General features: G+C 38.4%; 27 protein-coding genes and 1 pseudogene. 26 read left to right on the top strand and 2 right to left on the bottom strand.

Annotation, left to right across the window (positions count from 1 at the left end):
• Positions 1 to 64 precede the first annotated feature (64 nt).
• Entirely contained in the window at positions 65 to 1,270 is a 1,206-nt protein-coding gene (locus HCB38_RS09705) for an MFS transporter (RefSeq protein WP_185319654.1), read from the top strand.
• Positions 1,271 to 1,316: 46 nt separating this feature from the next.
• Here HCB38_RS09705 and HCB38_RS09700 read toward each other — a convergent pair whose 3' ends face one another.
• On the bottom strand, positions 1,317 to 2,048 hold the full coding sequence (locus tag HCB38_RS09700; RefSeq protein WP_185638375.1) for a 3-oxoacyl-ACP reductase family protein: 732 nt from the start codon (positions 2,046 to 2,048) through the stop codon (positions 1,317 to 1,319).
• A 152-nt stretch (positions 2,049 to 2,200) separates the two neighbouring features.
• Here HCB38_RS09700 and HCB38_RS09695 point away from each other — a divergent pair, with 152 nt between their 5' ends.
• Together HCB38_RS09695 and HCB38_RS09690 are read left to right on the top strand one after the other, a co-directional pair.
• Positions 2,201 to 2,728: a TetR/AcrR family transcriptional regulator gene (locus HCB38_RS09695; protein ID WP_185638373.1), complete on the top strand. Its 528-nt coding sequence runs from the start codon at positions 2,201 to 2,203 to the stop codon at positions 2,726 to 2,728.
• Positions 2,729 to 2,747: 19 nt separating this feature from the next.
• Complete coding sequence (locus HCB38_RS09690) at positions 2,748 to 3,455, top strand: SMUG2 DNA glycosylase family protein (protein ID WP_185638371.1); 708 nt, start codon at positions 2,748 to 2,750, stop codon at positions 3,453 to 3,455.
• Between the two features lie 55 nt (positions 3,456 to 3,510).
• Here HCB38_RS09690 and HCB38_RS09685 read toward each other — a convergent pair whose 3' ends face one another.
• Positions 3,511 to 4,329, bottom strand: a complete 819-nt coding sequence (locus HCB38_RS09685) for a D-alanyl-D-alanine carboxypeptidase PBPD2 (protein ID WP_185638369.1) — start codon at positions 4,327 to 4,329, stop codon at positions 3,511 to 3,513.
• A gap of 357 nt (positions 4,330 to 4,686) precedes the next feature.
• On the opposite strand from HCB38_RS09685, the gene mnmE reads away from it, so the two are divergent.
• From mnmE to HCB38_RS09570, 23 genes and pseudogenes are all read left to right on the top strand, one after another.
• Positions 4,687 to 6,060: a tRNA uridine-5-carboxymethylaminomethyl(34) synthesis GTPase MnmE gene (gene mnmE / locus HCB38_RS09680; RefSeq protein ID WP_185319659.1), complete on the top strand. Its 1,374-nt coding sequence runs from the start codon at positions 4,687 to 4,689 to the stop codon at positions 6,058 to 6,060.
• A 24-nt stretch (positions 6,061 to 6,084) separates the two neighbouring features.
• The gene (mnmG, locus tag HCB38_RS09675) at positions 6,085 to 7,974 is read left to right on the top strand and encodes a tRNA uridine-5-carboxymethylaminomethyl(34) synthesis enzyme MnmG (RefSeq protein ID WP_185607943.1); all 1,890 of its coding nucleotides are present in this window, start codon (positions 6,085 to 6,087) and stop codon (positions 7,972 to 7,974) included.
• 158 nt (positions 7,975 to 8,132) lie between these two features.
• Positions 8,133 to 8,512, top strand: a pseudogene (locus tag HCB38_RS09670) (DUF1310 domain-containing protein).
• Between the two features lie 24 nt (positions 8,513 to 8,536).
• Complete coding sequence (locus HCB38_RS09665) at positions 8,537 to 8,926, top strand: DUF1310 domain-containing protein (RefSeq protein WP_185319661.1); 390 nt, start codon at positions 8,537 to 8,539, stop codon at positions 8,924 to 8,926.
• A gap of 128 nt (positions 8,927 to 9,054) precedes the next feature.
• Positions 9,055 to 9,447 carry a DUF1310 family protein gene (locus tag HCB38_RS09660; RefSeq protein WP_185319662.1) on the top strand — a complete coding sequence of 131 codons (393 nt, stop codon included), beginning with the start codon at positions 9,055 to 9,057 and terminating at the stop codon, positions 9,445 to 9,447.
• Positions 9,444 to 10,727: an Mbeg1-like protein gene (locus tag HCB38_RS09655; protein WP_185638367.1), complete on the top strand. Its 1,284-nt coding sequence runs from the start codon at positions 9,444 to 9,446 to the stop codon at positions 10,725 to 10,727. Before HCB38_RS09660 ends, HCB38_RS09655 begins: the two co-directional genes overlap by 4 nt.
• Positions 10,720 to 11,085, top strand: a complete 366-nt coding sequence (locus HCB38_RS09650; RefSeq protein ID WP_185638365.1) for a hypothetical protein — start codon at positions 10,720 to 10,722, stop codon at positions 11,083 to 11,085. The genes HCB38_RS09655 and HCB38_RS09650 overlap by 8 nt, the downstream gene beginning before the upstream one ends.
• A gap of 1 nt (position 11,086) precedes the next feature.
• Complete coding sequence (locus HCB38_RS09645; protein ID WP_003764445.1) at positions 11,087 to 11,353, top strand: hypothetical protein; 267 nt, start codon at positions 11,087 to 11,089, stop codon at positions 11,351 to 11,353.
• A 152-nt stretch (positions 11,354 to 11,505) separates the two neighbouring features.
• On the top strand, positions 11,506 to 12,222 hold the full coding sequence (gene rsmG, locus HCB38_RS09640; protein WP_185638363.1) for a 16S rRNA (guanine(527)-N(7))-methyltransferase RsmG: 717 nt from the start codon (positions 11,506 to 11,508) through the stop codon (positions 12,220 to 12,222).
• A 201-nt stretch (positions 12,223 to 12,423) separates the two neighbouring features.
• Positions 12,424 to 13,119, top strand: coding sequence for an N-acetylmannosamine-6-phosphate 2-epimerase (locus HCB38_RS09635; protein ID WP_070024037.1), 696 nt, complete (start codon positions 12,424 to 12,426; stop codon positions 13,117 to 13,119).
• Positions 13,120 to 13,138: 19 nt separating this feature from the next.
• Positions 13,139 to 14,140, top strand: a complete 1,002-nt coding sequence (locus HCB38_RS09630; RefSeq protein WP_185638361.1) for a Gfo/Idh/MocA family protein — start codon at positions 13,139 to 13,141, stop codon at positions 14,138 to 14,140.
• Positions 14,141 to 14,173: 33 nt separating this feature from the next.
• Complete coding sequence (locus HCB38_RS09625) at positions 14,174 to 15,580, top strand: PTS mannitol transporter subunit IIBC (RefSeq protein WP_010991455.1); 1,407 nt, start codon at positions 14,174 to 14,176, stop codon at positions 15,578 to 15,580.
• A 63-nt stretch (positions 15,581 to 15,643) separates the two neighbouring features.
• On the top strand, positions 15,644 to 16,300 hold the full coding sequence (locus HCB38_RS09620) for an HAD family hydrolase (protein WP_185638358.1): 657 nt from the start codon (positions 15,644 to 15,646) through the stop codon (positions 16,298 to 16,300).
• Positions 16,301 to 16,312: 12 nt separating this feature from the next.
• Complete coding sequence (locus tag HCB38_RS09615) at positions 16,313 to 16,759, top strand: PTS sugar transporter subunit IIA (protein ID WP_185638356.1); 447 nt, start codon at positions 16,313 to 16,315, stop codon at positions 16,757 to 16,759.
• 24 nt (positions 16,760 to 16,783) lie between these two features.
• Positions 16,784 to 17,689, top strand: a complete 906-nt coding sequence (locus tag HCB38_RS09610; RefSeq protein WP_185313084.1) for an ROK family protein — start codon at positions 16,784 to 16,786, stop codon at positions 17,687 to 17,689.
• Positions 17,673 to 18,479, top strand: coding sequence for a MurR/RpiR family transcriptional regulator (locus HCB38_RS09605; RefSeq protein ID WP_003772775.1), 807 nt, complete (start codon positions 17,673 to 17,675; stop codon positions 18,477 to 18,479). The genes HCB38_RS09610 and HCB38_RS09605 overlap by 17 nt, the downstream gene beginning before the upstream one ends.
• 180 nt (positions 18,480 to 18,659) lie before the next feature.
• Positions 18,660 to 19,514, top strand: coding sequence for a nucleoid occlusion protein (noc, locus tag HCB38_RS09600; protein ID WP_185319669.1), 855 nt, complete (start codon positions 18,660 to 18,662; stop codon positions 19,512 to 19,514).
• Positions 19,515 to 19,525: 11 nt separating this feature from the next.
• Entirely contained in the window at positions 19,526 to 19,825 is a 300-nt protein-coding gene (locus HCB38_RS09595) for a hypothetical protein (protein WP_003725338.1), read from the top strand.
• 165 nt (positions 19,826 to 19,990) lie between these two features.
• Positions 19,991 to 20,749 (top strand): helix-turn-helix domain-containing protein, encoded by a 759-nt coding sequence (locus HCB38_RS09590; protein WP_185638354.1) that lies wholly within the window; start codon positions 19,991 to 19,993, stop codon positions 20,747 to 20,749.
• 224 nt (positions 20,750 to 20,973) lie between these two features.
• Positions 20,974 to 21,735, top strand: a complete 762-nt coding sequence (locus HCB38_RS09585; RefSeq protein WP_003722150.1) for a ParA family protein — start codon at positions 20,974 to 20,976, stop codon at positions 21,733 to 21,735.
• The gene (locus tag HCB38_RS09580; RefSeq protein ID WP_185319671.1) at positions 21,728 to 22,579 is read left to right on the top strand and encodes a ParB/RepB/Spo0J family partition protein; all 852 of its coding nucleotides are present in this window, start codon (positions 21,728 to 21,730) and stop codon (positions 22,577 to 22,579) included. Before HCB38_RS09585 ends, HCB38_RS09580 begins: the two co-directional genes overlap by 8 nt.
• A gap of 6 nt (positions 22,580 to 22,585) precedes the next feature.
• Positions 22,586 to 22,789 (top strand): DUF951 domain-containing protein, encoded by a 204-nt coding sequence (locus HCB38_RS09575; RefSeq protein WP_077904843.1) that lies wholly within the window; start codon positions 22,586 to 22,588, stop codon positions 22,787 to 22,789.
• Between the two features lie 147 nt (positions 22,790 to 22,936).
• Positions 22,937 to 24,403, top strand: coding sequence for a catalase (locus HCB38_RS09570; RefSeq protein WP_185607941.1), 1,467 nt, complete (start codon positions 22,937 to 22,939; stop codon positions 24,401 to 24,403).
• The last annotated feature ends 156 nt before the right edge of the window (positions 24,404 to 24,559 follow it).

The following is a 24,559-nucleotide window of genomic DNA, read 5'->3' as shown; positions in this document are numbered from 1 at the left end:
AAAAAAACTCTGGGTATGCTCTTTTCTTAAGTGGTGGGACTATAGAAGAGTGGAGTGAAGTCAAATGAGTCAGGTAAAAGGAGAAAAGCAATCGTTAATGGTATTACTTGTTTTATTTATAGGCTATACCAGTGTATACGTGGATAAATACACTATTGGAATTTCACTTGTGACTGTTTCTCAGGATTTAGGATTTGATCCAAGTCAAAAGGGATTGATTTTAAGTGCCTTCTTTCTAGGTTACACGCTTTTTCAAATTCCCATGGGGTATTTAAATAACCGGATTGGTGCTCGACCTGTTCTTGCTATATCAATCATTATCGTTGGGTTGTTTCTTATTATTTTTGGTTTTGGCTATTCCTTGCTGTTTTTGGTTGTGATTCGTTTCTTGTCTGGAGCGCTCGGACATGCGGGTTATCCACCATCTGTCAGCAATTATATTTCTCTTCATATTCCATTAAACAAGCGAGGTTTTGCGCAGTCAGCAATGCTCGCTTCCTCTGGTTTTGCGGCATTTATTGGTCCACTTTTAATTGCGCAACTATTGCTATCAGTCGGTTGGCGTAATACTTATTATTGGATTGGTATTGTGGTGATTTTCATCGGGTTGTTAATTTTATTAGTAGTTCCAAAAGCGCCAAAAATCGATAAAAGCATGCAAAAAGAAAAAATCAAAGTTCCGCTCTCTGAACTTTTAAAGGATAAACAGCTGTGGATTCTTTTATTATCGGCACTCTTTATAAATGCAGCGAACTACGGTTTAACAAGTTGGCTGGCTTCTTATTTGAATGAGGCGAGAGGAATCTCTATTAGCGAAGTGAGTTACATTAGTTCTTTAGCAGGGCTTTGTATTTTAATTGCGGGTGTTGTTGGGGGCTATTTTATTAGTCGATTCTTCAAAGGGAAAGAGCCAATTGTCATTTTTACATTTAGTGTACTCGGAGCGTTTACGGTGTACGGGGTATACTTGTTTGATCAGTTAATGCTTTCAATTGTTTGTTTGTGTTTATGTAATATTTTTCTAATTATGGCCTTTACCACCTTAATGGGGTTGCCGCACAAATTATTTAAACAGAGCCACATTGCGACAAAATATGCAGCTATTAACTCGGGTGGGGTTTTAGGTGGCTTTTTCGCACCGATGATTATTGGGGATTTAGTAAATGCGACAAACTCTTATCAATCCGCTTTTCTCTTCTTAGCGCTCACTTTCTTAATATCAGGAATTATTGTTCTAGCAATTAAAAAACGTTCGGTAATCAGCGAATAAAAAATGGGAGGAAAACCAGGTAGACTAGGTTTTCCTCCTTTTTTAATTAAGCTAATCCGCCATTGGTGAAAACTGTTTGACCATTTACCCAGCGTGCCGGTCCAGCTAAAAAAGCTACTGTTTCTGCAATATCATCAGGTTGTCCTAAACGTTCTAGCGGAGTTGCTTTTGCTAAGTTTTCAATTGTTTTTTCATCTTTCCCCGTTAAAAATAGCGGGGTAGCGGTTGGTCCGGGAGCGACGGTGTTAACAGTAATATCTTTTCCGCGAAGTTCGCGCGCTAAAATTAAAGTGAGCGACTCGACAGCGGCTTTGCTAGCAACATAAGCCCCGTATGCCGGAAAACTGGTGCGCGTTACCGAAGTGGAGAAATTAATAATCGCGCCCCCTTTTCGAACTCTTAGGGCTGCTTGTTTGGAAACAACGAAAGTTCCTCGCACATTGGTACGTTGAACCAGATCAAAATCTTCCATATCTAAAGTGGCAATAGGACTTAATTTCATAATGCCTGCCGTATTTATTACAACATCTACCCCACCGAAACGGGCTGTAATTAATTCGAATGCGTCAATCATTTGCGCTTCGTCAGCCACATCACCACCAACGCTAATCGCTTCCCCACCAGCTTTTACTATTTTTTCGACAAGTGTTTCTGCTTTTACTTTATTACCTGAATAATGAACAGCAACCGTAAAGTTTTGTTCGACTAACTTTTCGGCAATGGCTTTCCCAATACCGCCAGATCCCCCTAAAATAAATGCGACACGTTTATTAGTCATAATCTATTCGCTCCTTCATTAGTTACTTTTTTTGTTAAAAGTAACTTTATAGTTGGAAGTATACTCCTTTTGGTTACTTTGTCAAGGATTTGTAACTTTTTTATTTTCCTGTATAATTAGAAACAAAGAATGAGTGGAATCGAGGTATTACAATGGCGAGATTATCCCAAGAAATTATTTTAGATATGGCAGAACAAATTATTTATGAAAAAGGGATGGAAAAAACGACACTTTATGATATTGCGGGAAATTTGAACGTCACGCATGCGGCACTTTATAAGCATTATCGAAACAAGGAAGATTTATTTCAAAAACTAGCGTTACGGTGGCTAGAGGAAACTTCGCGCGAGATTTTTGCCTGGGCTCCGAATGCGGAGCAAACACTAGATGATGCGCTTCACGACTGGCTTTGGCTTTTAGCGGATACCAAGAAAAAACTATATAAAACTGATCGGAAAATGTTTTTACTTTACACAGATTATATTGAACAAAAGGAAGAGTTAGTGAAGAATCACGTAGCACATTTAGTGCAAAAAGCAGAGGAAGTTAGCGGCCGGGTGAACCAAGGCGACGCGATTATAACGGCATTTATTTATTTTCACAACCCTTATTTTGCGAGCCGCTGGGAGCAAGCTGGATACGCGGAACTATTTGAGCGTGTTTGGCAGGTTGTGAGATAGGAAGAGAGGACAGTGCTACATGACAGAAAAAACAACTTTGGCTAAACAAATATTACATTTTAACGAAACACTTTCGAGTAACTCAATGGCTTTGCTGGCCGGGTATCGCGTAATTAATCCATATGAGGGCGATCAAAAAGAACTAGTGCGAAATATAACGACTAGGTTTTATCAGAAATACTACAATGATATGAAACCACGCCGAATAATATTCGGAAGTTCACCTGCTCGCCGAGGATCTGCTGTGACAGGCGTTCCTTTTGAAGATGCCAAACATCTCCAAAGTGAAACAGGCATTTTTATGGATACATTTTATATAAACCAGTCTTCATCAGATTTTTTATATGATGTTATGAATGAATACGGGGGTTGTGAGCAATTTTATAGTGACTTTTATATGAATTTTGTCTGTCCGCTGGGGATTGTTCGTATAAACGCAAAAGGTAATGAAGTCAATTGTAACTATTACGAGAATAAGCAATTACGAGAGGCGCTAATGCCGTTTATTTTAGAATCGATTCGTAATCAAATAGACTTTGGAATGGATATTTCGGTTTGTTACTGCATTGGTAGCGGAGAGAATTTTAATTTTTTATCTCGAATAAATGAAGAACATCATTTTTTTGAGACAATTATACCTTTAGAACATCCACGTTTTATTATGCAGTATAATTCTAAAAATAAAGATATTTACATGAAAAAGTATCTTTCGGCTTTAAAGAGGTGAAGGTGAACTATATAAAAAGAACTTCTCTTTGATAAAGAAGTTCTTTTTCTTTCCGCTAATTTTCCTTAAATCCAATCTCCATCAATTTCTCTGTATCTTTCAATCGTTTCTCCGCAGTACCCGCATCCAAAACAATTGAAATCACACGTTTTCCTCCGCGTTCAGCTGTTCCGATGAAGCAATAACCAGCTTCATCCGTAAAACCAGTTTTCAGTCCATCTAACCCTTGTATTGAACCGAGTGAGTCATTGGTAGATTCAAGTTTTGCCCCTTTGTCGGTTATGATGCTAGATTTGGAAGTTGTCTCTAACACTTCAGGATGAGTGGAAATTAATTTAGATGATAGCAAAAATAAGTCCTTTGTGGTAGAAACAGCCATTTTACCGTCAACATCGAGTCCGCTGGCACTGACAAATTTGGTTTTATTCGATAATCCTAATTTTTTAGCCTCATTATTCATTTTTTGGGGGAAATTAGCATCGTCTAAACGGTTACCTAGTGTCTCGGCGGCATCATTTGCTGACATAACGAGCATAGCGTTATATAAGTCCCGGACTGACCATGTTCTTTTTTGTGTAATTGCGTAAAGCGAAACCGCGGAAGGATCATCTAGCCGAACAAGGTCGAGCTCTTCATCCCACGATAATTCATTGTTATCCACAGCCTCTAAAACTAGAAAAGCAGTCATTAATTTTGTTAAACTCGCGATTGGCATGACTTTATCGGCATTTTTTTCGTAAACCGCTATGCCATTTTCGACTGAATAAACCGCGGAAGCATTTGATGATAAAGATACAGTTGGTTGCTTCGCGGAACACGCTGAGAGTAGTAATAGCCCCGTTAGTAGTATCCATGTTAGCTTATGTAATTTCATTATTTTTCCTCCTTTTGACTTTAGTATAGAGTAAAAGAGTTGAGTTAAATCCAAGGAAGTGGAAGGATATGTTAAAGCTTTAACGAGAAAATTTAAGTTTTCTTAACTAGTAGAGATAAAACTATTGTTATTCACATGTGGATAAGTTAAAATAGTAGGGATGAATTTTTATTAATGGTTTTTCTGTGGATATGTTAATAAATCTATGGATAACCTTCCAAATACTAACAATTTAATTGCTTTGGTCAAAGCGGAGCGTAAGTTGTTGAAAATGCACAAAATCACGTGCCAAAATTTATTCAAAATAGGATAAGGCTTATTTGAGCTTAACTTCTAATGAGAAAGGATGAGTAAAGAATGGAATTTGATACTATTGCTGCAATCTCAACACCGCCGGGAGAAGGGGCCATTGCTATTATTAGATTAAGCGGTCCAGAGGCGATTCAGATAGCGGATCGTATTTTTTATGCCAAAAATAGCTTAAGTGAAGCAGACAGTCACACAATTCACTACGGTCATATAAAAGAAGACGGCGAAGTAATTGAGGAAGTAATGGTCACGGTTATGCGTGCCCCGCGTACTTTTACACGGGAAGATGTGGTGGAAATAAATGCACATGGCGGAATCGTTTCGGTCAATCGCGTCTTGCAACTATTACTACGAAATGGGGCCAATTTAGCTGAACCAGGTGAATTCACAAAGCGAGCATTTTTAAATGGAAGAATTGATTTGTCGCAAGCGGAGGCTGTGATGGATTTAATTCGCGCTAAAACAGACCGGGCGATGGGCGTTGCAATTCGGCAAATGGACGGGAATCTTTCGCGGTTGATTCGCAATTTGCGTCAAGAAATTTTGGATGCTTTAGCGCAAGTCGAAGTAAATATCGACTATCCGGAGTACGATGATGTGGAGGAAATGACCCAGCGAATGCTACTGGAGAAAACAGAGCTAGTTCGCGCTTCCGTCGAGCAACTTTTACAAACAGCAAACCAAGGGAAAATTCTCCGCGAAGGATTGGCAACGGCTATTATCGGTCGACCAAATGTTGGGAAATCGTCCTTGCTTAACCAATTAATTCAAGAAGAAAAAGCGATTGTCACTGATATTGCTGGGACGACGCGAGATATTATAGAAGAATACGTGAATGTTCGCGGTGTTCCGCTGCGTTTAATTGATACGGCCGGAATTCGCGAAACAGAAGACATTGTTGAAAAAATTGGTGTAGAACGTTCAAGAAAAGCCTTGGCGGATGCCGATTTTATCCTGCTAGTATTAAATCAAAACGAAGAGCTGACAGTGGAAGATGAAGCGTTATTTGAAGCAGCTGCGGGTCATAATTATGTGGTCGTTTTAAATAAAACAGATTTGGAAACAAAGCTTGATATAGATAGAGTGCGTGAACTTGCGGGAGAAAATCCAATCGTCGCTACTTCGCTAGTTAACGATGAAGGTTTAGAGGCTTTGGAAGAAGCAATTAAAGCACTGTTTTTTGCTGGGGACATTGATGCAGGTGACGCCACTTATGTTTCAAACGTTCGGCATATTGCCTTACTTCACCAAGCACTTGAAGCTTTAAATGCCGTTACAACAGGAATTCAGCTCGGTATGCCAGTGGATATTGTCCAGATTGATATGACTCGTGCATGGGATTTACTAGGTGAAATTACTGGTGATTCTGTCCAGGATGAATTACTCGATCAGTTATTCAATCAATTTTGCCTTGGAAAATGATTTTTTAGGAGATGTTTTTATAAAATGCAAACCTATGATGCAGGAACTTTTGACGTCATCGTTGTTGGTGCAGGCCATGCGGGAGTAGAAGCAGGTCTTGCCAGTGGCCGGATGGGCGCCAAAACGCTGATGTTAACGATAAATTTAGATATGGTCGCTTTTATGCCATGTAATCCTTCTGTTGGAGGGCCAGCAAAAGGCGTAGTTGTGCGCGAAATCGATGCTCTTGGTGGCGAAATGGGTCGCAACACGGATAAAACGTACATCCAAATGCGGATGCTAAATACAGGTAAAGGCCCGGCTGTTCGCGCATTACGTGCTCAAGCAGACAAATGGGATTACCAACACGAAATGAAACACACAATTGAAAAAGAAGAAAATATCACTTTGCGCCAAGGACTTGTTGACCGTTTAGTGATTGAAGATGGCGTGTGTAAAGGCGTTATTACAAACAGTGGCGCAATTTATTATGCGAAAACAGTCGTTATTACTACCGGAACTTTCTCACGTGGCGAAATTATTGTCGGTGAACTGCGCTATTCCAGCGGTCCAAACAACCAACAACCTTCTGTGAAACTTTCAGAGCATCTGGAAGAACTAGGTTTCGAACTGCGCCGCTTTAAAACAGGAACACCACCGCGCGTAAAATCAAGTACGATTGACTACTCAAAAACAGAAGAACAACCAGGTGACGATCTTCCGCGAGCATTTAGTTTTGATACAGTAGAAATGATGCTAGAACAATTACCGTGTTGGTTAACTTATACAAACGAAACAACCCATGAAATAATCCAAGCGAACTTACACCGTTCACCAATGTTTACAGCGACGAAAAAAGGCACTGGTGCAAGATATTGTCCATCCATTGAAGATAAAATTGTTCGTTTCAGCGACAAACCAAGACACCAAATCTTCCTGGAACCAGAAGGCAAAAATACCGAAGAAGTATATGTCCAAGGTCTTTCCACCAGTTTACCAGAAGAAGTGCAACGTGAAATGTTAAGAACTATTCCTGGACTTGAAAATGTAGAAATGATGCGTGTTGGCTACGCTATCGAATATGATGCAGTAATGCCAGACCAACTGTGGCCATCACTTGAAACTAAATTAGTTGAAGGTCTTTTCACAGCCGGCCAAATTAATGGTACAAGTGGTTACGAAGAAGCAGCTGGACAAGGTTTAATGGCAGGAATCAACGCAGCACGCAAAGTTTTTGAAAAAGAACCAGTTATCCTCGGTCGCGATCAAGCTTATATTGGCGTTTTAATTGACGATTTAGTAACAAAAGGAACTGAAGAACCATATCGTTTACTTACATCTCGTGCCGAATACCGTTTACTATTACGCCATGATAATGCAGATTTACGTTTAACAGAAATCGGTCATGAAATCGGCTTAATTAGCGACGAACGATATGAACGCTTTTTAGCAAAACAAAGAGCCATTGAAGCAGAAAAAGAAAGACTACAAAAAACACGAATTAAACCAACTGCTGAAGTCCAAGCAATGCTAAAAAAAATCGGTTCTGGAGAGCTAAAAGACGGAATTCTAGCAGCAGATTTACTTCGCCGTCCCGAAATAACTTACGACAAAATCGCCCAAATTGTTTCACGTGAAACATTTGTGACTGACGAAATCGCTGAACAAGTAGAAATTCAAATTAAATACGAAGGCTACATCCAAAAATCAAACCTTCAAGTAGAAAAAATGAAGCGCATGGAAGACAAAAAAATCCCAGAAAACATCAATTATGATGCAATCAGCGGCCTCGCAACAGAAGCCCTAGAAAAATTAAAGAAAATCGAACCCCTTTCCATCGCCCAAGCGAGCCGTATCAGCGGAGTAAACCCAGCCGATATATCTATTTTGCTAGTTTATATTGAGCAAGGGAAAATCGCGAAAATAAGTAAATAAGAACACAGATTACTATAATAACTGAAACCACATGTTCACGGAAACTTCAAACTTACCATCTAAGTTGAAAGTTTCCGCTGAATAATGTGGTTTTTTCTTGTTTTTAATTAGGGTAGAATGGGATTACATAGAAGAAGACATACTGCAGAGGTGAATGTGTGAAAAAGAGATGGATAATACTATTTGGAATTGTAATAATGATTATTTTTGGTTTAGGGATAAAATTTTATATGGATGAAGAGAAATTAAACGAAGAAATGATGAATGTGATTTATAGTGATGAAGCGAAAAGCGTTTTTGAAAATGGGTTGAAAAGTCTGGATGCTAAAGCATTGACTGGGAAGGGTGTAATTAACACATATGAAATTGATAAGAAAAGTATCAAACAAAATCCTATGGAGGAATAAATGTTACTTTGCATGTTAATGGAGATTCTGAGTTATATGTTTTTTTTACATTGAATAAAGCTGATGACAAAAAACTGATTGATGATGGCGGCGGAAATTCTGCAAAATTAGAAAAATTATTAGACAACTAAGAAAATAAAAACAGAGGTGAAGGTTTGAAAAAGAGATGGATAGTACTATTTGGAATTGCAATAATGCTTATTTTCGGTCTAGGGATAAAATTTTATATGGATGAAGAGAAATTAAATAAAGAAATGATGAAAGTAATCTATAGTGATGAAGCAAAAGAAGTATTCGAAAAAAGATTAACAAATCTGGATGCAAAAGCATTTACGAAAGAAGGCATAATTCAATCGTACAAAATTGATGAGGGAAGTATAAAGCGAAATCCAATGGGTGGAATCAATGTTACGTTAGTAATAAATAAAGACTCAGAAATGGATATAGAATATACGATGGATAATTATTCTGGAAAATTAGAGTGCGGAGGAGCAAGTATATCAGAAAAGCTGTCTAAATTACTAGGTCGTTGGGAGGAATATTAATGAGTCAAGCCAATACTAACTAAGAAATTAAACAAACGTTAAAAGACTGAAAAAAAAGAAAGTGAAAATTTCTAACATGTGATAAAATAGACCTACAAATAAAAAGTCATACATACTGAGGTGTAGAGTTGAAAAAGAGATGGATAATAATACTAGGAATTACAGTAATAACCATTTTGGGTTTAGGAGTGAAATTCTATATGGATGAAGAGAAATTAAATAAAGAAATGAAGAAAGTGGTTTATAGTGATGAAGCAAAAGAAGTATTCAATGATGATATAAAACTTATTGATACAAAAGCATTCACAAAAGAAGGGATAATTCAGTCATATGAAGTTGAGGAGGAAAGTATAGAGTCTAATCCAATGGGCGGAATTATAGTTACATTAGTTATTAACAAGGATCCTGCTTTGAAGTTAACATACACTTTGAACAAACGTAACGGAAGTCTAAAAGGTGGTGGCGCTAGTATTTCTAAAGAGCTTACAAGAAGATTAGGGCTTTTGGAGGGATACAAATGAGTCAATTTCATACAGATCAAGAAAGAGTTGAGTTAGCAGAAAAAGAATATCATAAAATGAAATCGGGTGAAGCAGTAAATATTCCCGCAACTAATGGAGGGATTAAAACCATCGGAATCGTATCCCAAAAAATCAACAACAAACCAACCGGAGAACAAACCTACATCATCACAGACAAATACACACCACCCACGGCTTCCATCAGCGAAAGAAACAAAGTAAAAGAACTAACAATCCTTTACAAAGGCTCTACGGCACCGGCTAATGGAAACTTTAATGTTCCAAAACACCCGGATTATCGAGATGTAAGGGAAGATTGGCTGGATAATGATATTCCAACCGCAATCCAAATTACACATGGCGGAGGCTCCACAGTAACACCTCAACTAAAAACCTCCGCAGAAACCTTAAAACAAATCATGAAATTCTACCCAAACGCTCAAATTTACGTATACGGTCATTCTCTAGGCTCCATGAACGCCCAGTACGCTATCGCAGACTTAGATAAAAAAGACATCAACCGCATCAGCGGCGGTTTCTTCTACCAAGGTCCGAATATCTACTCCAACCTAACGCCAAAACAACAAGATACAGTAAAAGCAATAAACGCTTTAGATAGATTATTTAATTTTATTGATAGGAAGGATTATGTGGCAATTGGTTATGGTATTGGAGACCCGATAATTGGTCATTTAATAGAGGTTGAGTCGAAAAAAGCTGGTTTGGTTGAGCAGCATATGTGGGGTGGTTATCAGTTTGACAAAGAAGGAAACATCCTAACAAATAAAGAAGGCAGCCTTCAATTAGCTAAATACGCAACAGCGCAACAATTAGCAGCAATCAACATCATGCGAACCAGTTTTACAAAAAGCGGTGGTGGCCTATCCTCATCCGAAGAAATATTCTTGGATGCAGCGGAAGCACTAACAATTACGCAAGGGATGAAACAAACGATTCAAGGCGAAATTAGAGCTTTAAAAGATGTTTTTGATAAAGAAATCGAGAATGCTGAAGAGTTGTGGCGCGATACGCTTTCAGATGCAAGGGATATCGGCTCCAATCTATCTGAGTCAGAAATACTCGCCGCACTTGCTTGGGGCGGGGCGACTGAGCCGAAAATAGTGATAGACACAGTGCAAGACTGCGAAAACTCCTTAGCCGAAGCAACCAAGATAGAGCAAGAATATGATGAATTACTAGAACAAATCAACGAAGCGATAAAAAGCCAGCTAAAAACCGATCAAGAATTAGCCAAACAAATAGGGAGCATGTATGGATAAACAAAGACAACTATTGCTAAAAATCGAGAATTTGGATGATGATTATAATAGAAAAAGACGGCAATTGGACGAAGCGATGGACGATGCATCCGAAGAAAAATGGCGGTTTCACCAAGAACTAGAAAATCTTTCTGAACAAATCAGGTACATCCATCAAAAAAGAGTTTACGAAACATCTGAAGACTTGCAAAAAGCCTACCATTTAATCAGTTCTATCCAAGAAGAAGGCGATTGGACAGTAAAAAACACACTAACAAAACTAGAAAATGAACACGAAGAGCATCAAGCACTTTATAAGAAACAAGCGAATTCTTATGAAGAAGAACTACATCAGCTAAAAAAGGAACGTGATTTATAACATGATAGATAAACTAAAAGCAGAATTATTAGAGTCACGCAGAAATCTAGAAAAAAATCTTATTGGGATGTTTGTGGCGAGTCAAACTCATGCAACATCAGAAAATCGCAAACGAATGTTAAAAATGATCAAGCGGGACAAAATAGCCGATATCAAAAGCAATTGTCAGGGTTACATAGATGGACTTTCCACCACAGCAAAAGGAAAATGGGTAAATCAAGCCAAAAAAAGTTTTAAAGAGAATGCCAATAAGTTTGATAATTGTTAAACGTAATACGAACTTGCTAAATAGCACGAAAATACTTATACTTGAAAATAATGAGCTAAAATATACGGTACAAGCCTGTTTAAAAGTATAAACCGAGATGTTCCAACATCCTAAACACGGCAAAAATCGCGAAAATAAAGTGAGGAAAAAATATGAATCCAGAGCAATTCCAAATGGCGCTCGCTGAAAAAGGAATAGAACTAAGTGACGACCAAATGAAACAATTCCACGATTACTTCGAAATGTTAGTAGAATGGAATGAAAAAATGAATTTAACAGCTATTACCGACGAAAAAGAAGTGTATTTAAAGCACTTTTACGATTCTATTTCTGCCGCGTTTTATGTAGACTTTACTAAATTCGATACTATTTGTGATGTCGGGGCTGGCGCTGGTTTTCCAAGTCTCCCAATTAAAATCTGCTTCCCACATCTAAAAGTAAGCATCGTAGACTCCTTGAAAAAACGTATGACTTTCCTTGACGCGCTAGCAGAAAAATTAGGCCTAACCGATGTGCATTTCTACCATGATCGCGCCGAAACATTTGGCCAAAACAAAGCACAGCGCGAAAAATACGACCTTGTAACCGCACGTGCTGTAGCAAGAATGAGCGTATTATCCGAACTCTGCATGCCACTTGTTAAAAAAGGTGGTTCGTTCCTAGTAATGAAAGCAGCCCAAGCCGAACAAGAGCTGCAAACAGCTGAAAAAGCTATCAAACTATTCGGCGGAAAAGTCGATGAACACTTCTCTTTCTCCCTACCAGTAGAAGAAAGCGAGCGCAATATCTACGTCATCACGAAAACAAAAGAAACACCCAATAAATATCCGCGCAAACCCGGAACACCCAACAAATTACCAATCGAATAAGCTAACAAAGTCCTTTCAAACGAAAGGATTTTTTATTTTTAACAGCAATGTCATTTTTTAAAGCTAGTTTCCATAAGCAACCACACCCGGATATGAAAATAATTTTCGTTTAATTGATATTGATAAAATCATTTTCTTGTGATATAGTCTGTTTGAAAACGCATACTTTACACTGAAACACAGTATAGAGGAGGAGTATCAGTGGGTAATTCTGTTATGGAAAAAATCAAAGGCGGGTTAGTGGTTTCCTGCCAAGCTTTAGAAGACGAACCACTTCATAGTGCATTTATTATGTCGAAAATGGCTCTGGCCGCAGTTCAAGGTGGTGCTGTTGGTATCCGAGCAAATACCGCAAAAGATATTCGAGCAATTCAAAGCGAGGTGGACGTCCCCATTATTGGTATTTACAAAAAAGATTACGATGATTCGGACGTATTTATCACACCAACCTTAAAAGAAGTCAGAGAAATATGTGAAACGGGAGCAGAGATTGTTGCGATGGATGCGACAACAAGACAAAGGCCACATAACGAAGACCTCAAAGACATCCTAGACGCCATTCGAAAAGAGTTTCCAGATACGCTTTTCATGGCAGACACAGGCAGTATTGAAGACGTTTATTACGCTGATTCCCTTGGCTTTGACTTAATTGGCACGACACTTTACGGCTATACCGAGGAAACAGTGAATAAAAATATCAGCGACCACGATTTCTCCCATATGAAAGAAGTATTGAAAAGTACGAAGCGCCCAGTAATTGCAGAAGGGAAAATCGACTCGCCTAGTAAAGCACGACAAGTTCTTACGTTAGGTTGTTATGCCGTCGTTGTTGGCGGCGCAGTAACTCGGCCACAGGAAATAACCACCCGCTTTACAAATGAAATTAAAAAAATCTAAGAAGAAAGAGGTAAGTGACATGACAAAGCAAATCAAAGTTGGCGTAATTGGTGTTGGACAAATGGGGCAGTATCATGCAGAAATTTATCAAAAACTTCCGCAAGTTGAGTTAGTGGCAATTTGTGAGTTTAACGATGAAAGACGCACAGAAATGGCAGAAAAATTTCAGTGTAAAGCATACAAAGACTACCACGAACTTCTAGCAAATACGGAGATTGAAGCTGTGAGCATTGTTTTACCGGATAATATGCACCGTGATTGTGTGGAAGAAGCCGTAAAATACAAAAAACACATTTTACTCGAAAAACCACTCGCAAAAGAATTAGAAGACGGCAAAGCAATGTATGAACTGACAAAAGACTACGATAAAGTATTTACAGTTGGCTTTTTACTCAGATTTGATCCGCGTTTTAATATGATTAAACAGCGCCTAGATAACGGCGAATTGGGTGATATTATTCATCTTTATTGTCGTCGTAACAGTCCAATTACCGGGCCAAAGCGTTACATAGGTGCCTCTGATTTAAGTATGCACGTAATGATTCACGATATTGATTATATTAACTGGTACATGAATAGCGAGCCAGTCAAAGTTATCGCCAAAAGCCGCAGTGTATTGCTAAAAGAATACGGCATGAATGATGTTATCTATGCCATTGTTACGTACGAAAATGGCGCAATTGCTTGTCTTGAAGCTTGCTGGGTGCTACCAGAAAACTCGCCAACCATCATTGACGATAAACTTGAATTAGTCGGAACGAAAGGTGTGGCATATGTAGACTCATGTGATCACGGCGTTCGCTTTGTTAGTGAAAAAGGGGTATCTTATCCGGATTCAAGGCATTGGTATTATACAAATGGCGAAGTTTCCGGAGATTTGGCAGAAGAAGTAATGGCATTTATTAATAACGTGGCGAATAACACAAAATCAATTATTACACCAAAAGAAGCATATGATTCCTTACGAGTAGTAGATGCGATTGAACGTTCCATTGCTGAAGGAAAAGAAGTATCACTATAAAATAGCGCCACACATATGATTGGAGGGGGAAATATGTCTATTCGGGTACATGTACAGAAGTTTGGGAGTAAGCTAAGTGGTATGGTCATTCCGAATTTGGGAGCTTTTATGGCTTGGGGGATTTTAACGGCGATTGGGGTAGCAACAGGCTCTGAGATGTTAAAAGGCTTTATCGCACCAATGCTTAATTACTTGTTACCACTTCTTATTGCCTTTGCTGGAGGTCGAGCGGTTCACGGTTACCGAGGAGGAGTTATTGGTACCGTTGCAACAATGGGTGCAATTATTAGTTCGGATATAACCATGTTTATCGGCGCAATGATAATGGGTCCGCTTGCTGCTTGGGTACTTAAAAAATTTGATGAACGTATTGATGGAAAAATTCCAGCTGGATTTGAACTATTAGTTAATAACTTTTCGATTGGGATTATTGGAGCGGGGTTAGCGCTATTTTCTTATGTGGCAATTGCTCCAATGGTTGAAACTGTAACAAAGGTATTAGCAAGTGGCGTGGATGTGTTAATTAACAATCATTTGCTTCCGCTAACGGCTTTAATTATTGAGCCAGCTAAAGTACTATTCTTGAACAATGCAATCGGTCAAGGTATTCTTAGTCCGCTAGCCACCTTACAACTCGCCGAAACAGGAAAATCGGTGCTTTACTTACTAGAATCAAATCCTGGACCAGGTCTTGGAATTTTACTTGGCTATATGTTCTTTGGAAAAGGAAACTCAAAAGCATCTTCCTACGGGGCAAGTGTTATTCATTTATTTGGTGGTATTCACGAAATCTACTTCCCGTTTGTTTTAATGAACCCAATTCTTATCTTACCGCTAATTCTTGGTGGTATGACAGGAACATTTATTTTAACAATGACAAATGCGGGGCTTGTTGGTGTAGCCTCTCCTGGTAGTATTATCACCATTATGATGATGGCAGCACCCGGCGACCACATTAAAATTATAATCGCGGTGCTATGTGCGGCACTTGTTACATTCATTACTGCCATACCATTTATTAAACGCATGGGGAACAAAGATTCAGAACTACAAGACGCGGCGAAGAAAATGGAAGGTCTTAAAGGTAAAAAAAGTAGCATTTCCTCTGTTTTTGAAGCTCCAGTAGATGATTTTAATTTTAAAAATGTTAAAAGAATCGCTTATGCTTGCGATGCTGGGCTTGGATCAAGTGCGATGGGCGCGACTGTGCTGCAGAAAAAAATTAAAAACGCTGGCTTAGACGATATTAAAGTGTTCCATATCGCCATCCACGAATTGCCGACCGAATGCGATGTGGTCGTGACGCATAAATCCCTTATCGACCGAGCCAAAGAAAAACAACCAGATGCGTATTATGTGGAAATAACGGATTACCTCGGCGCACCTGAATATCAAGAACTAATAGATAAAATAGTTGCAGACCGAGAACAAAAGAATTAACTTATTTGTAAGCGCTTCTTTTTAGGAGCGCTTTGAATAGTAAAGTGGGTAAGGAGGAAGAGGATGTTAAAAGCAGTTGTGATGGATTTTGATGGAATTGTTATTGATACAGAAGTAGTTTGGTACGAAATTTTTAAAGATTGGTTTAAAACAAAACAACATTATGATCTTTCTATTGAGGAATTTTTACAGTGCGTCGGATCTAATGTGGACGATTTATTCCGTGAATTAAATGAGACGCAGCAAATGGATATTAATCGCCAAGCATTTGAAGCAGAAACACAAGCAACTTTCATTGAAAATAGCAAAAGTTTACCAGCCAAAGAAGGCGTGGAAAGCTTTATTCGTGGGTTAAAAGAGCGCGGCTTAAAGTTAGCACTTGCGACATCATCGCAGCGACCAAAACCACTCTATCATTTGGAACGACTTGGCTTGCTCGGATATTTTGATGCGATTATTACGGCGGAGGATGTTACGCGAATCAAGCCGGAACCGGACTTGTTTTTAGAAGCTTTGAGAGCACTGGATGTTAAGCCATCGGAGGCTCTTATCGTAGAAGACTCGCGAAATGGCCTTTTGGCGGGGAATAGTGCGGGTGTAAATGTTCTTGTCATCCCAAATGAAGTAACGAAACATAGCGATTTAACACCGAATTATATGGAACGAGAGTCACTGGCGGATGTTGATTTAACAGAAATAATAGCTAAATATAACAAATAAGGGGGCGCGAGCATGTTATTAGACCGAGTTACTTTAGAAGATATTGAGGTAAATTTAAAAGCAAAAGACTGGCGTGAAGCCATCCAAACGTCAGCAAAACTTTTACTAGAACGAGGCGCCATCAAAGAAAGTTATATTGACGGAATGATTCAAAGTGTAGAAAATAATGGACCATATATAGTGATTGCTAAACATATCGCGTTAGCGCACACACGACCAGAATTCGGCGTCATTCGCGGTGGCCTAACTTTTGCAACGCTGGCTGATGGCGTGGCTTTTGGAAGCGACATGTTCGACCCGGTGAAACTAGTTATTACGCTTGCGGCAACGGACTCAGAAAGCCATTTAGAAGTGTTGTCGGAGCTTGCTGAGGTGCTCATGGACGAGGAAAAAGTAGCTCGTTTGATTGAAGCGAACTCGGAGCAGGCATTTTACGATGAGTTAACAAAAGAAGGATAATAATTTCACTAAAGAGGTGAAGAAATGGAAAATTATCTTTGTGTCGACATTGGTGGAACGAGTATCAAATATGCTAAATTTAATCAAGAAGGTAAGCGGGTGGGCGAGCTTATGTCTTGTGCGACCCCTATAACTGGCGGAGCGAATCAAATCATGCCCGCGCTTATTCGGATTGTCGATCAAGAAAAAACGGATGTAGCGGGCATCTGTGTGGCCTCTGCAGGTGTTGTAGATTCCGTGAAAGGCAAAATTATTTATGCTGGCTACACGATTCCTAAATACACTGGAACTGAAATAAAAGCAGAACTAGAGCACCGATTTAATCTTCCGTGCGCAGTTGAAAATGACGTAAACGCAGCCTGTCTTGGCGAGTCTTGGTTGGGTGGAGCACGGGAACGTGGGAGCGTGCTCTGTTTGACAATTGGAACCGGAATCGGTGGAGCAATGTTACTAAATGATGAATTAATAAATGGCTACTCTTTTACAGCGTGTGAAGTGGGTTATATGCAGCTTTCGAAAGGGAAATTTCAAGATGTGGCTTCAACAAAAGCATTAATTAAACAAGTTGCCTCGCGAAAAAATATCGAGGAAAATGCGTTGAACGGCCGTCAAATAATGGAGTGGGCCTATAACGGAGATGCGGATGTACTAATCGAAATAGAGCAATGGATTGAGAATTTAGTCGAAGGTGTAGTAAACTTAATCTATATTTTCAACCCAGAAGTGATTGTGCTTGGTGGAGGATTAATGGAAGAAGAGTCATTCTTCAAACCTCGCCTAAAAAAAGCTATTTCAGCTAAATTAATCTCACCAATGTTCGATACAGCAGATCTTACTTTTGCAAAGCTGGGAAATGAAGCAGGGATGATTGGCGCGCTCTATCATTTCTTAAACCAGAAAGAGGCCAAAAAAGATGACGATTTTAAATGAAATTCAGCAAAATTACAATCGATTACCGAATAAAGAAAAGCAAATCGCAAAATATATTTTAGAAAAAAGTGATGAACTCAAGAATATTAATATTAAAGAGCTAGCTGAAGAGACCGGCACATCCATTTCAACGATAACGAGATTTTGTCGCCATGTGCGTTGTGATAGTTTTGTGGATTTGAAAATGCGGGTGAATACGGCAGCAACTATGGTTCCATCACTTGGCTACGATGATCTTTTTGAAGAAGTTTATTCGTTTTACCATAAAGTGATTGATAACACGGTGAAGTTGATTGAGCCGGCCAAAATCCGCGAGGTTGTACAGTATATTCAAGAAGCCAAACGAGTCTATATTTGCGGCGTCGGGAGTTCTGGACTCACTGCCGTTGAAATGTCGCAGCGCCTTATTCGAATGGGGTTAAACGTCATCAGTGTCAACGATCCGCATATGATGATTATCACCAGCTCGATTACAACAAAAGAAGATTTCGTTATCGGCATTTCCAATTCAGGTAACACCCCAGAGCTAGTCACCGCACTAAAAATCGCTAAGAAAAACAAAAGTAAAGTCGCTACATTTACAAGTTTTGAAAATAGTGAAATGACCGAAATCAGCGACGTCACTATCCCGGTTTACAATACTTTATTCGTAAGTAAAAGATATTTCGCCAACAGCCAGTTTTCGATTATGTATGTGATGGACATTATTTCCATGATGCTACTACAAAATGAATCTTACCGAGAAAATATGGAAAAAACTATCAATACGGTAACTGACGAATTTCATTAAGATAAATTAGGAAAATAGATGGAACTGGGGAATTTTAGCAGCTCTGTCTATTTTTTCGCATTTAAACTGTAGAATAAGCGTGTTTTTCTCTGACATTTCTGCTAAAATAGTTTAAGAGACTTGCGGATAAGTAACCTATTTAAAGAAGCGCCCAAGATTTTCCGGAAAGGAAGGACCCAGATGCCTTTTTCACGTTTATTTGGAAAAAAAGATAAGAATCAAATGGATGATATAGTAGAAGAAGGAGTACAACGCGTACTAGAACTTCCTATGGATAAAATATTCCCGAACCAATTCCAACCACGGACAGTATTTGATCAAGATAAAATTGATGAGCTTGCTCGCACTATCCGAATTCATGGTGTTATTCAGCCGATAGTGGTTAGAGAAATGGAACCGGATTATTATGAAATTATTGCAGGAGAGCGCCGTTTTCGTGCTGTACTTTCTTTGAAATTGGAAAAAATCCCAGCAATTATTCAGAATTTAGATGATGAAGAAGTAGCTGCGATAGCGTTAATTGAAAACTTACAACGCGAGGAATTAACGCCAATTGAGGAAGCAAAAGCATATCGGAGTTTACTAGACATGCAGGACGTGACACAAGAAGCCCTTGCGCAACGTGTCGGGAAAAGCCAGTCTGCCATCGCAAACAAAATGCGTCTTCTAAAACTACCAGAAACTGTCCAAGAAGCCGTTCTTAACAAACAAATTTCAGAGCGCCATGCTCGTTCTTTACTCGCATTAGAAACGGAAGAACAGCAAGTGAACCTTTTACAAGAAATAGAAGAAAATCACTGGAACGTCAAACAAACCGAAGCAAGAATTCAAGAAATTTTAGGCGTGAAAAAACCAGTAGCTACTAAAAAAACCAAACCAAAACGCCAAGCTATTAGTCGTGACGTGCGTATCGCTATGAACACGATTAAACAGTCGGTGACAATGGTTAAAGATAACGGAATGGACCTAGATTTCACCGAAGAAGAGACAGATGATTTTTATCAAATTACCATTCAAATTCCTAAAAAGAAATAAGAGGTGTAGCAGTGAGGTTTTTGAAGATAATTGGACATGCAGTTGGTGTCATTAGTTGTTTGATGGTACTTCCATCTTTCGTAATAGCCATTACAAGTGCTATTTTAAGTTTTAATCCACTATATATTACCTACTTTTTCACCAGCCCCTATGCCCGAGCAGTAGCCGTAGCAGAAGAGTCTGGTTGGGGAAGTGGCTTCAACATTCTATTAATTAATTACGGGGCATATCTCATCGCGTTTGGCTATACTTTCTTTGCGATAGTGAAGATTTACAGTTGGTACCAAATCGCGAAAGAAGCGAAAAAATAGTTGCGAACCTTGCTTACTAAAGCAGGGTTTTTCTTTTTAAATTCAAAACAACTCAATTTGAGTGGAATATAAACTTTCTTACGGTTTTACAAAAATTAGAGAAAATAAGTGCAATTTTGAGCAGAAAAAAGTACAATAGAATTAGGTAAAGTTGTAAAGGAGGGAGTGATTCACTCAACCCAGGGTAGAATCACGAAACGAATGGCAAAAATCATTTTTGTGAAAGACGAACAAAATGAGTTCCAAGCGTATGATTTCTTACAAAATTTAATTGTGGAAGAACCACTAATGGCCACTTTAGTATTTCAAGGCCTGTTACAACTAGAAACAGCAGAAACAAGAAAACTTAGCACTGGTAAGCAAATTCTGCCCGATGTCCATTTAATTATCGGTAAAAGTCAAGCGTATTCATTGCAAACCACGCGTGTCGAAACAACTATAGACCAGCCAATTCAAGAGATGAAAGCGCATTTTAAAGATAAAAATTGTCGTTTAATTTACTTCACTGCTTTTAGTGGAGATGAAACTTATTATTGCTTCGTAAAAGGCTATTTTAAAGATAAAAATCCATTCACAGATCAAATGGGCTCATATCGGGAGGAAGCTAAGCGTATATTCTTACGTCGTATCGAAGCAGAAACAAGTATTGGTCACGCAGACTATCAATTCGAAACACTAAAAAATCAAGCTTTAGCAAATGAAGGCATTGCTCATTACTTAGATAGTTTTTCAGCAAGCCTTGGTAAATATATTTTCTCTAAACGAATGGAGAAGAAATGGTCGCAACTAGATTTAGCGCTTAAATCAGATTTATCTCCTGTTATTATTGGGCGTTTAGAAGCAGGGGATCCAGATTTGACTCTGCGAATGTATCAAAAAGTCTGCACGGTTCTAGGCGTTAAGACAACATTCTCTGTAGATTGAAGGTAGAAAAGTAATCAGCTTAGGTTGGTTGCTTTTTTTATTTCAAAATGTTTCACGTGAAACATTTCTAGGTTTTAAGAATATCATTTTCACCATTTTTAAGCTTTCAAAATATGAATTTTAATTTATTTTTACTTTTTGTAAGACTAAATGAAAATCTTTTGGTAGAATAGAAGATAAAAGAACCGGAAATCTCGGTACAAAATAAGGGTTGGTGAAAAAGATTGAGCAAAGTGATTGCACTAGCAAACCAAAAAGGTGGGGTTGGTAAAACGACATCATCCGTTAATTTAAGCTCTAGCCTAGCTTTTTTAGGTAAAAAAGTATTACTAGTAGATATTGACCCACAAGGAAATGCGTCAAGTGGTGTTGGTGTAAATAAAGGTGAAATCGAACACTGCATTTATGATGTATTGGTTGATGATGTGGCGATTCAAGATGTGTTACAAAAAACAGATTTAGATAATCTAAATGTTATCCCAGCTACCATTCAACTTGCAGGGGCTGAAGTAGAGCTAGTTCCAGCTATCTCACGCGAAATTAGATTGAAAAAAGCAATCGACTCAATTCGTGATGATTATGACTATGTAATTATTGATTGTCCGCCATCACTTGGGCTTTTGACTTTAAATGCTTTAACAGCCGCAGATTCTGTTTTAATTCCTGTTCAATGTGAGTATTACGCGTTAGAAGGTTTAAGCCAGTTACTAAATACAATAAGAATCGTCCAAAAGCATCTTAATGAAGATTTACAAATTGAAGGTGTTTTACTAACAATGCTTGATGCTAGAACAAATCTAGGTATTCAAGTAATAGAAGAAGTGAAAAAATACTTCCAAAACAAAGTATTTAATACAATTATTCCACGTAATGTTCGTTTAAGTGAAGCACCTAGCCACGGAAAGCCGATTTTGTTGTACGATGCAAAATCAAAAGGGGCAGAAGTTTATTTAGAATTAGCAAAGGAAGTGGTTGCACATGGCTAAAGGTCTAGGTAAAGGAATTAATGCGCTATTTAACAATGTCGATACGAATGAAGAAACAGTACAAAATATCGCTATCAAAGAAATTAAGCCAAATCCATATCAACCACGTAAAATTTTTGATACGAAAGCAATCAATGAATTACGTGATTCCATTAAAATTCACGGAGTTTTACAGCCAATTATTTTAAGAAATGCTGAAAAAGGATATGAAATTGTTGTAGGTGAACGTAGATTCCGTGCAGCAAAAGAAGCTAAATTAAAAGAAATTCCAGCAGTTGTTCGTGACTTAACTGAAGAAGAAATGATGGAGCTTTCCGTCATTGAAAACTTACAACGTGAAGATTTATCTCCACTTGAAGAAGCTGAATCATATCAGTTCCTTATGAAAAAATTGGGCTTAACGCAAGCCAAATTAGCAGAACGAGTTGGGAAAAGCAGACCATATATCGCTAACTTTGTTCGTCTTTTGACATTACCTGAAGAAGTTCAAGTAATGTTACGCGATGGCTCATTGTCAGCCGGACATGGCCGCGTGTTGCTAGGTTTGAAACTTAAGAAAAATATTATCCCCACAGCTAAAAAAGCTGTGGCGCAAGGTTTAACAGTTCGCCAACTGGAAGATGTTGTGAACAACTTGAACGAAAATGTTTCACGTGAAACAATTAAGCCGGCCAGAGTTCCTATTTTTATTCGTGAAAGTGAAAGTCAATTACGTGATAAATTTGGTACGGCTGTCTCGATTAAACGTCGTGATAAAAAAGGTAAAATTGAAATTGAATTTTTATCAGATGATGATTTGGATCGTATTTTAGAGATTTTAGATATTCAGTTTGATGATGAATAGGTTGTGATGTTTATGGAAAAAAAGCATTTCGATTTAAATGATATAGTAGAAATGAAAAAGCCTCATCCTTGTGGTACCAATCGATTTAAGATTATTCGTATGGGGATGGATATTCGGATTAAGTGCGAAGGTTGCGGCCATAGCGTCATGATTCCTCGGCGTGAATTTGAACGAAAAGTGAAGAAAATTTTAGTTAAGGCTGAAGAGTAATAGAGAACAGACGATGAATAAAGTCGTCTGTTCTTTTTTTAAGCCTTTTAGTTGAAGTTTATCGTCCTCTTCTTTAGAATATAAATAGTATCATTTGATAATAATTATAAATAAAATGATATAGTATTCTAATGGAGGTATTTACATATGACAGAGAGAAAAAATTTAACAACAAACCAAGGTACACCGGTTGGCGATAACCAAAATTCGATGACTGCGGGACTTAAGGGACCAACTTTATTAGAAGATTATGTGCTAATTGAGAAATTAGCGCATTTTGATAGAGAACGTGTACCAGAGCGAGTTGTGCATGCTCGAGGTGCTGGTGCTCATGGGAAATTTGTTACTAAAAAAAGTATGAAAAAATATACTATCGCTAATTTTTTACAAGAAGAAGGGGCAGAAACAGAGGTTTTTGCTCGCTTTTCAACGGTAATTCATGGTCAGCATTCACCAGAAACTTTGCGTGACCCGCGTGGATTCTCTGTTAAGTTTTATACGGAAGAGGGAAATTATGATTTTGTTGGGAATAACTTGCCGGTATTCTTTATTCGTGACGCGATTAAGTTTCCGGATGTTATTCATTCTTTGAAACCTGATCCACGCACGAATATTCAAGATGGTAACCGCTACTGGGATTTCTTTAGTTTAAGTCCTGAAGCTACTACCATGATTATGTATTTATTTAGTGATGAAGGAACTCCGGCTTCGTATCGTGAAATCCGTGGTTCAAGTGTTCATGCGTTTAAATGGATTAATGAAGAGGGGAAAACGGTTTACGTAAAATTGCGCTGGGTACCAAAAGCAGGAATTGTAAACCTTTCAACCGAACAAGCTGCGCAAATTCAAGCAAAAGAATTTAACCATGCGAGTCGCGACTTGTATGAAGCAATTGAAAATGGAGACTATCCTGAATGGGATTTATATGTGCAAGTGTTAGACCCGAAAGACTTAGACAGCTTTGACTTTAACCCACTAGATGCAACAAAAGATTGGTTTGAGGACGTTTTCCCGTATGAACTTGTAGGGACAATGACACTTAATCGGAATCCAGATAATATTTTTGCAGAGACTGAATCGGTTGGATTTAATCCAGGGGTACTTGTTCGCGGTATGCTTCCTTCTGAAGACCGTTTACTGCAAGGAAGATTGTTCTCTTATTCCGACACCCAAAGACACCGCGTAGGCCCTAACTACTTGCAACTGCCTATTAACAGCCCGAAAACACCTGTTGCAAACAACCAACGGGATGGTAATATGCCGTTTAAACAACAAACGAGTTCAATTAATTACGAGCCAAATAGTTATGAGACTGAACCAAAAGAAAATCCAGCTTTTATTGAACAAGAACAAGACATTCGCGGTGATATTTCTGGGCGACTTATTGCTGAAAAACCAAATAACTTTGGTCATGCAAAAGAAGTGTGGGATCGCTATTCAGATGCGGAACGTACAGCTCTTGTGAAAAATATTGTCGACGATTGGTCTGGTGTGCGCGATGATATTAAAATTCGTAACTTACGAAACTTTTATCAAATAGAGCCAGAATTCGCTAGTCGAGTGGCTGCTGGAACGGGTATTGATCTTGAAGAACATGTGGTAGATTTAAAATAAGTAAAATTAAAACGAAAATCCTTTTAGGGTTTTCGTTTTTTAGTGTTTCACGTGAAACATTTTAAGCTAATAACTTAATTGTATCTGTATTTTTTTTGGAAAGCTTGTTGTTCTTGGGCAATAGGCTTATAATCAGAATTATATAGCTTAAATTAA

This window comes from Listeria farberi (assembly GCF_014229295.1).
GTDB lineage: Bacteria > Bacillota > Bacilli > Lactobacillales > Listeriaceae > Listeria > Listeria farberi.
This window is presented reverse-complemented; position numbering and strand designations above follow the sequence as displayed.

Coding starts and splice junctions, on each gene's coding strand:
- HCB38_RS09705 (WP_185319654.1), top strand. CDS start 65: ATGAGTCAGGTAAAAGGAGAAAAGCAATCGTTAATGGTATTACTTGTT.
- HCB38_RS09700 (WP_185638375.1), bottom strand. CDS start 2,048: ATGACTAATAAACGTGTCGCATTTATTTTAGGGGGATCTGGCGGTATT.
- HCB38_RS09695 (WP_185638373.1), top strand. CDS start 2,201: ATGGCGAGATTATCCCAAGAAATTATTTTAGATATGGCAGAACAAATT.
- HCB38_RS09690 (WP_185638371.1), top strand. CDS start 2,748: ATGACAGAAAAAACAACTTTGGCTAAACAAATATTACATTTTAACGAA.
- HCB38_RS09685 (WP_185638369.1), bottom strand. CDS start 4,329: ATGAAATTACATAAGCTAACATGGATACTACTAACGGGGCTATTACTA.
- mnmE (WP_185319659.1), top strand. CDS start 4,687: ATGGAATTTGATACTATTGCTGCAATCTCAACACCGCCGGGAGAAGGG.
- mnmG (WP_185607943.1), top strand. CDS start 6,085: ATGCAAACCTATGATGCAGGAACTTTTGACGTCATCGTTGTTGGTGCA.
- HCB38_RS09655 (WP_185638367.1), top strand. CDS start 9,444: ATGAGTCAATTTCATACAGATCAAGAAAGAGTTGAGTTAGCAGAAAAA.
- HCB38_RS09650 (WP_185638365.1), top strand. CDS start 10,720: ATGGATAAACAAAGACAACTATTGCTAAAAATCGAGAATTTGGATGAT.
- HCB38_RS09645 (WP_003764445.1), top strand. CDS start 11,087: ATGATAGATAAACTAAAAGCAGAATTATTAGAGTCACGCAGAAATCTA.
- rsmG (WP_185638363.1), top strand. CDS start 11,506: ATGAATCCAGAGCAATTCCAAATGGCGCTCGCTGAAAAAGGAATAGAA.
- HCB38_RS09630 (WP_185638361.1), top strand. CDS start 13,139: ATGACAAAGCAAATCAAAGTTGGCGTAATTGGTGTTGGACAAATGGGG.
- HCB38_RS09625 (WP_010991455.1), top strand. CDS start 14,174: ATGTCTATTCGGGTACATGTACAGAAGTTTGGGAGTAAGCTAAGTGGT.
- HCB38_RS09620 (WP_185638358.1), top strand. CDS start 15,644: ATGTTAAAAGCAGTTGTGATGGATTTTGATGGAATTGTTATTGATACA.
- HCB38_RS09615 (WP_185638356.1), top strand. CDS start 16,313: ATGTTATTAGACCGAGTTACTTTAGAAGATATTGAGGTAAATTTAAAA.
- HCB38_RS09610 (WP_185313084.1), top strand. CDS start 16,784: ATGGAAAATTATCTTTGTGTCGACATTGGTGGAACGAGTATCAAATAT.
- HCB38_RS09605 (WP_003772775.1), top strand. CDS start 17,673: ATGACGATTTTAAATGAAATTCAGCAAAATTACAATCGATTACCGAAT.
- noc (WP_185319669.1), top strand. CDS start 18,660: ATGCCTTTTTCACGTTTATTTGGAAAAAAAGATAAGAATCAAATGGAT.
- HCB38_RS09580 (WP_185319671.1), top strand. CDS start 21,728: ATGGCTAAAGGTCTAGGTAAAGGAATTAATGCGCTATTTAACAATGTC.
- HCB38_RS09575 (WP_077904843.1), top strand. CDS start 22,586: ATGTTTATGGAAAAAAAGCATTTCGATTTAAATGATATAGTAGAAATG.
- HCB38_RS09570 (WP_185607941.1), top strand. CDS start 22,937: ATGACAGAGAGAAAAAATTTAACAACAAACCAAGGTACACCGGTTGGC.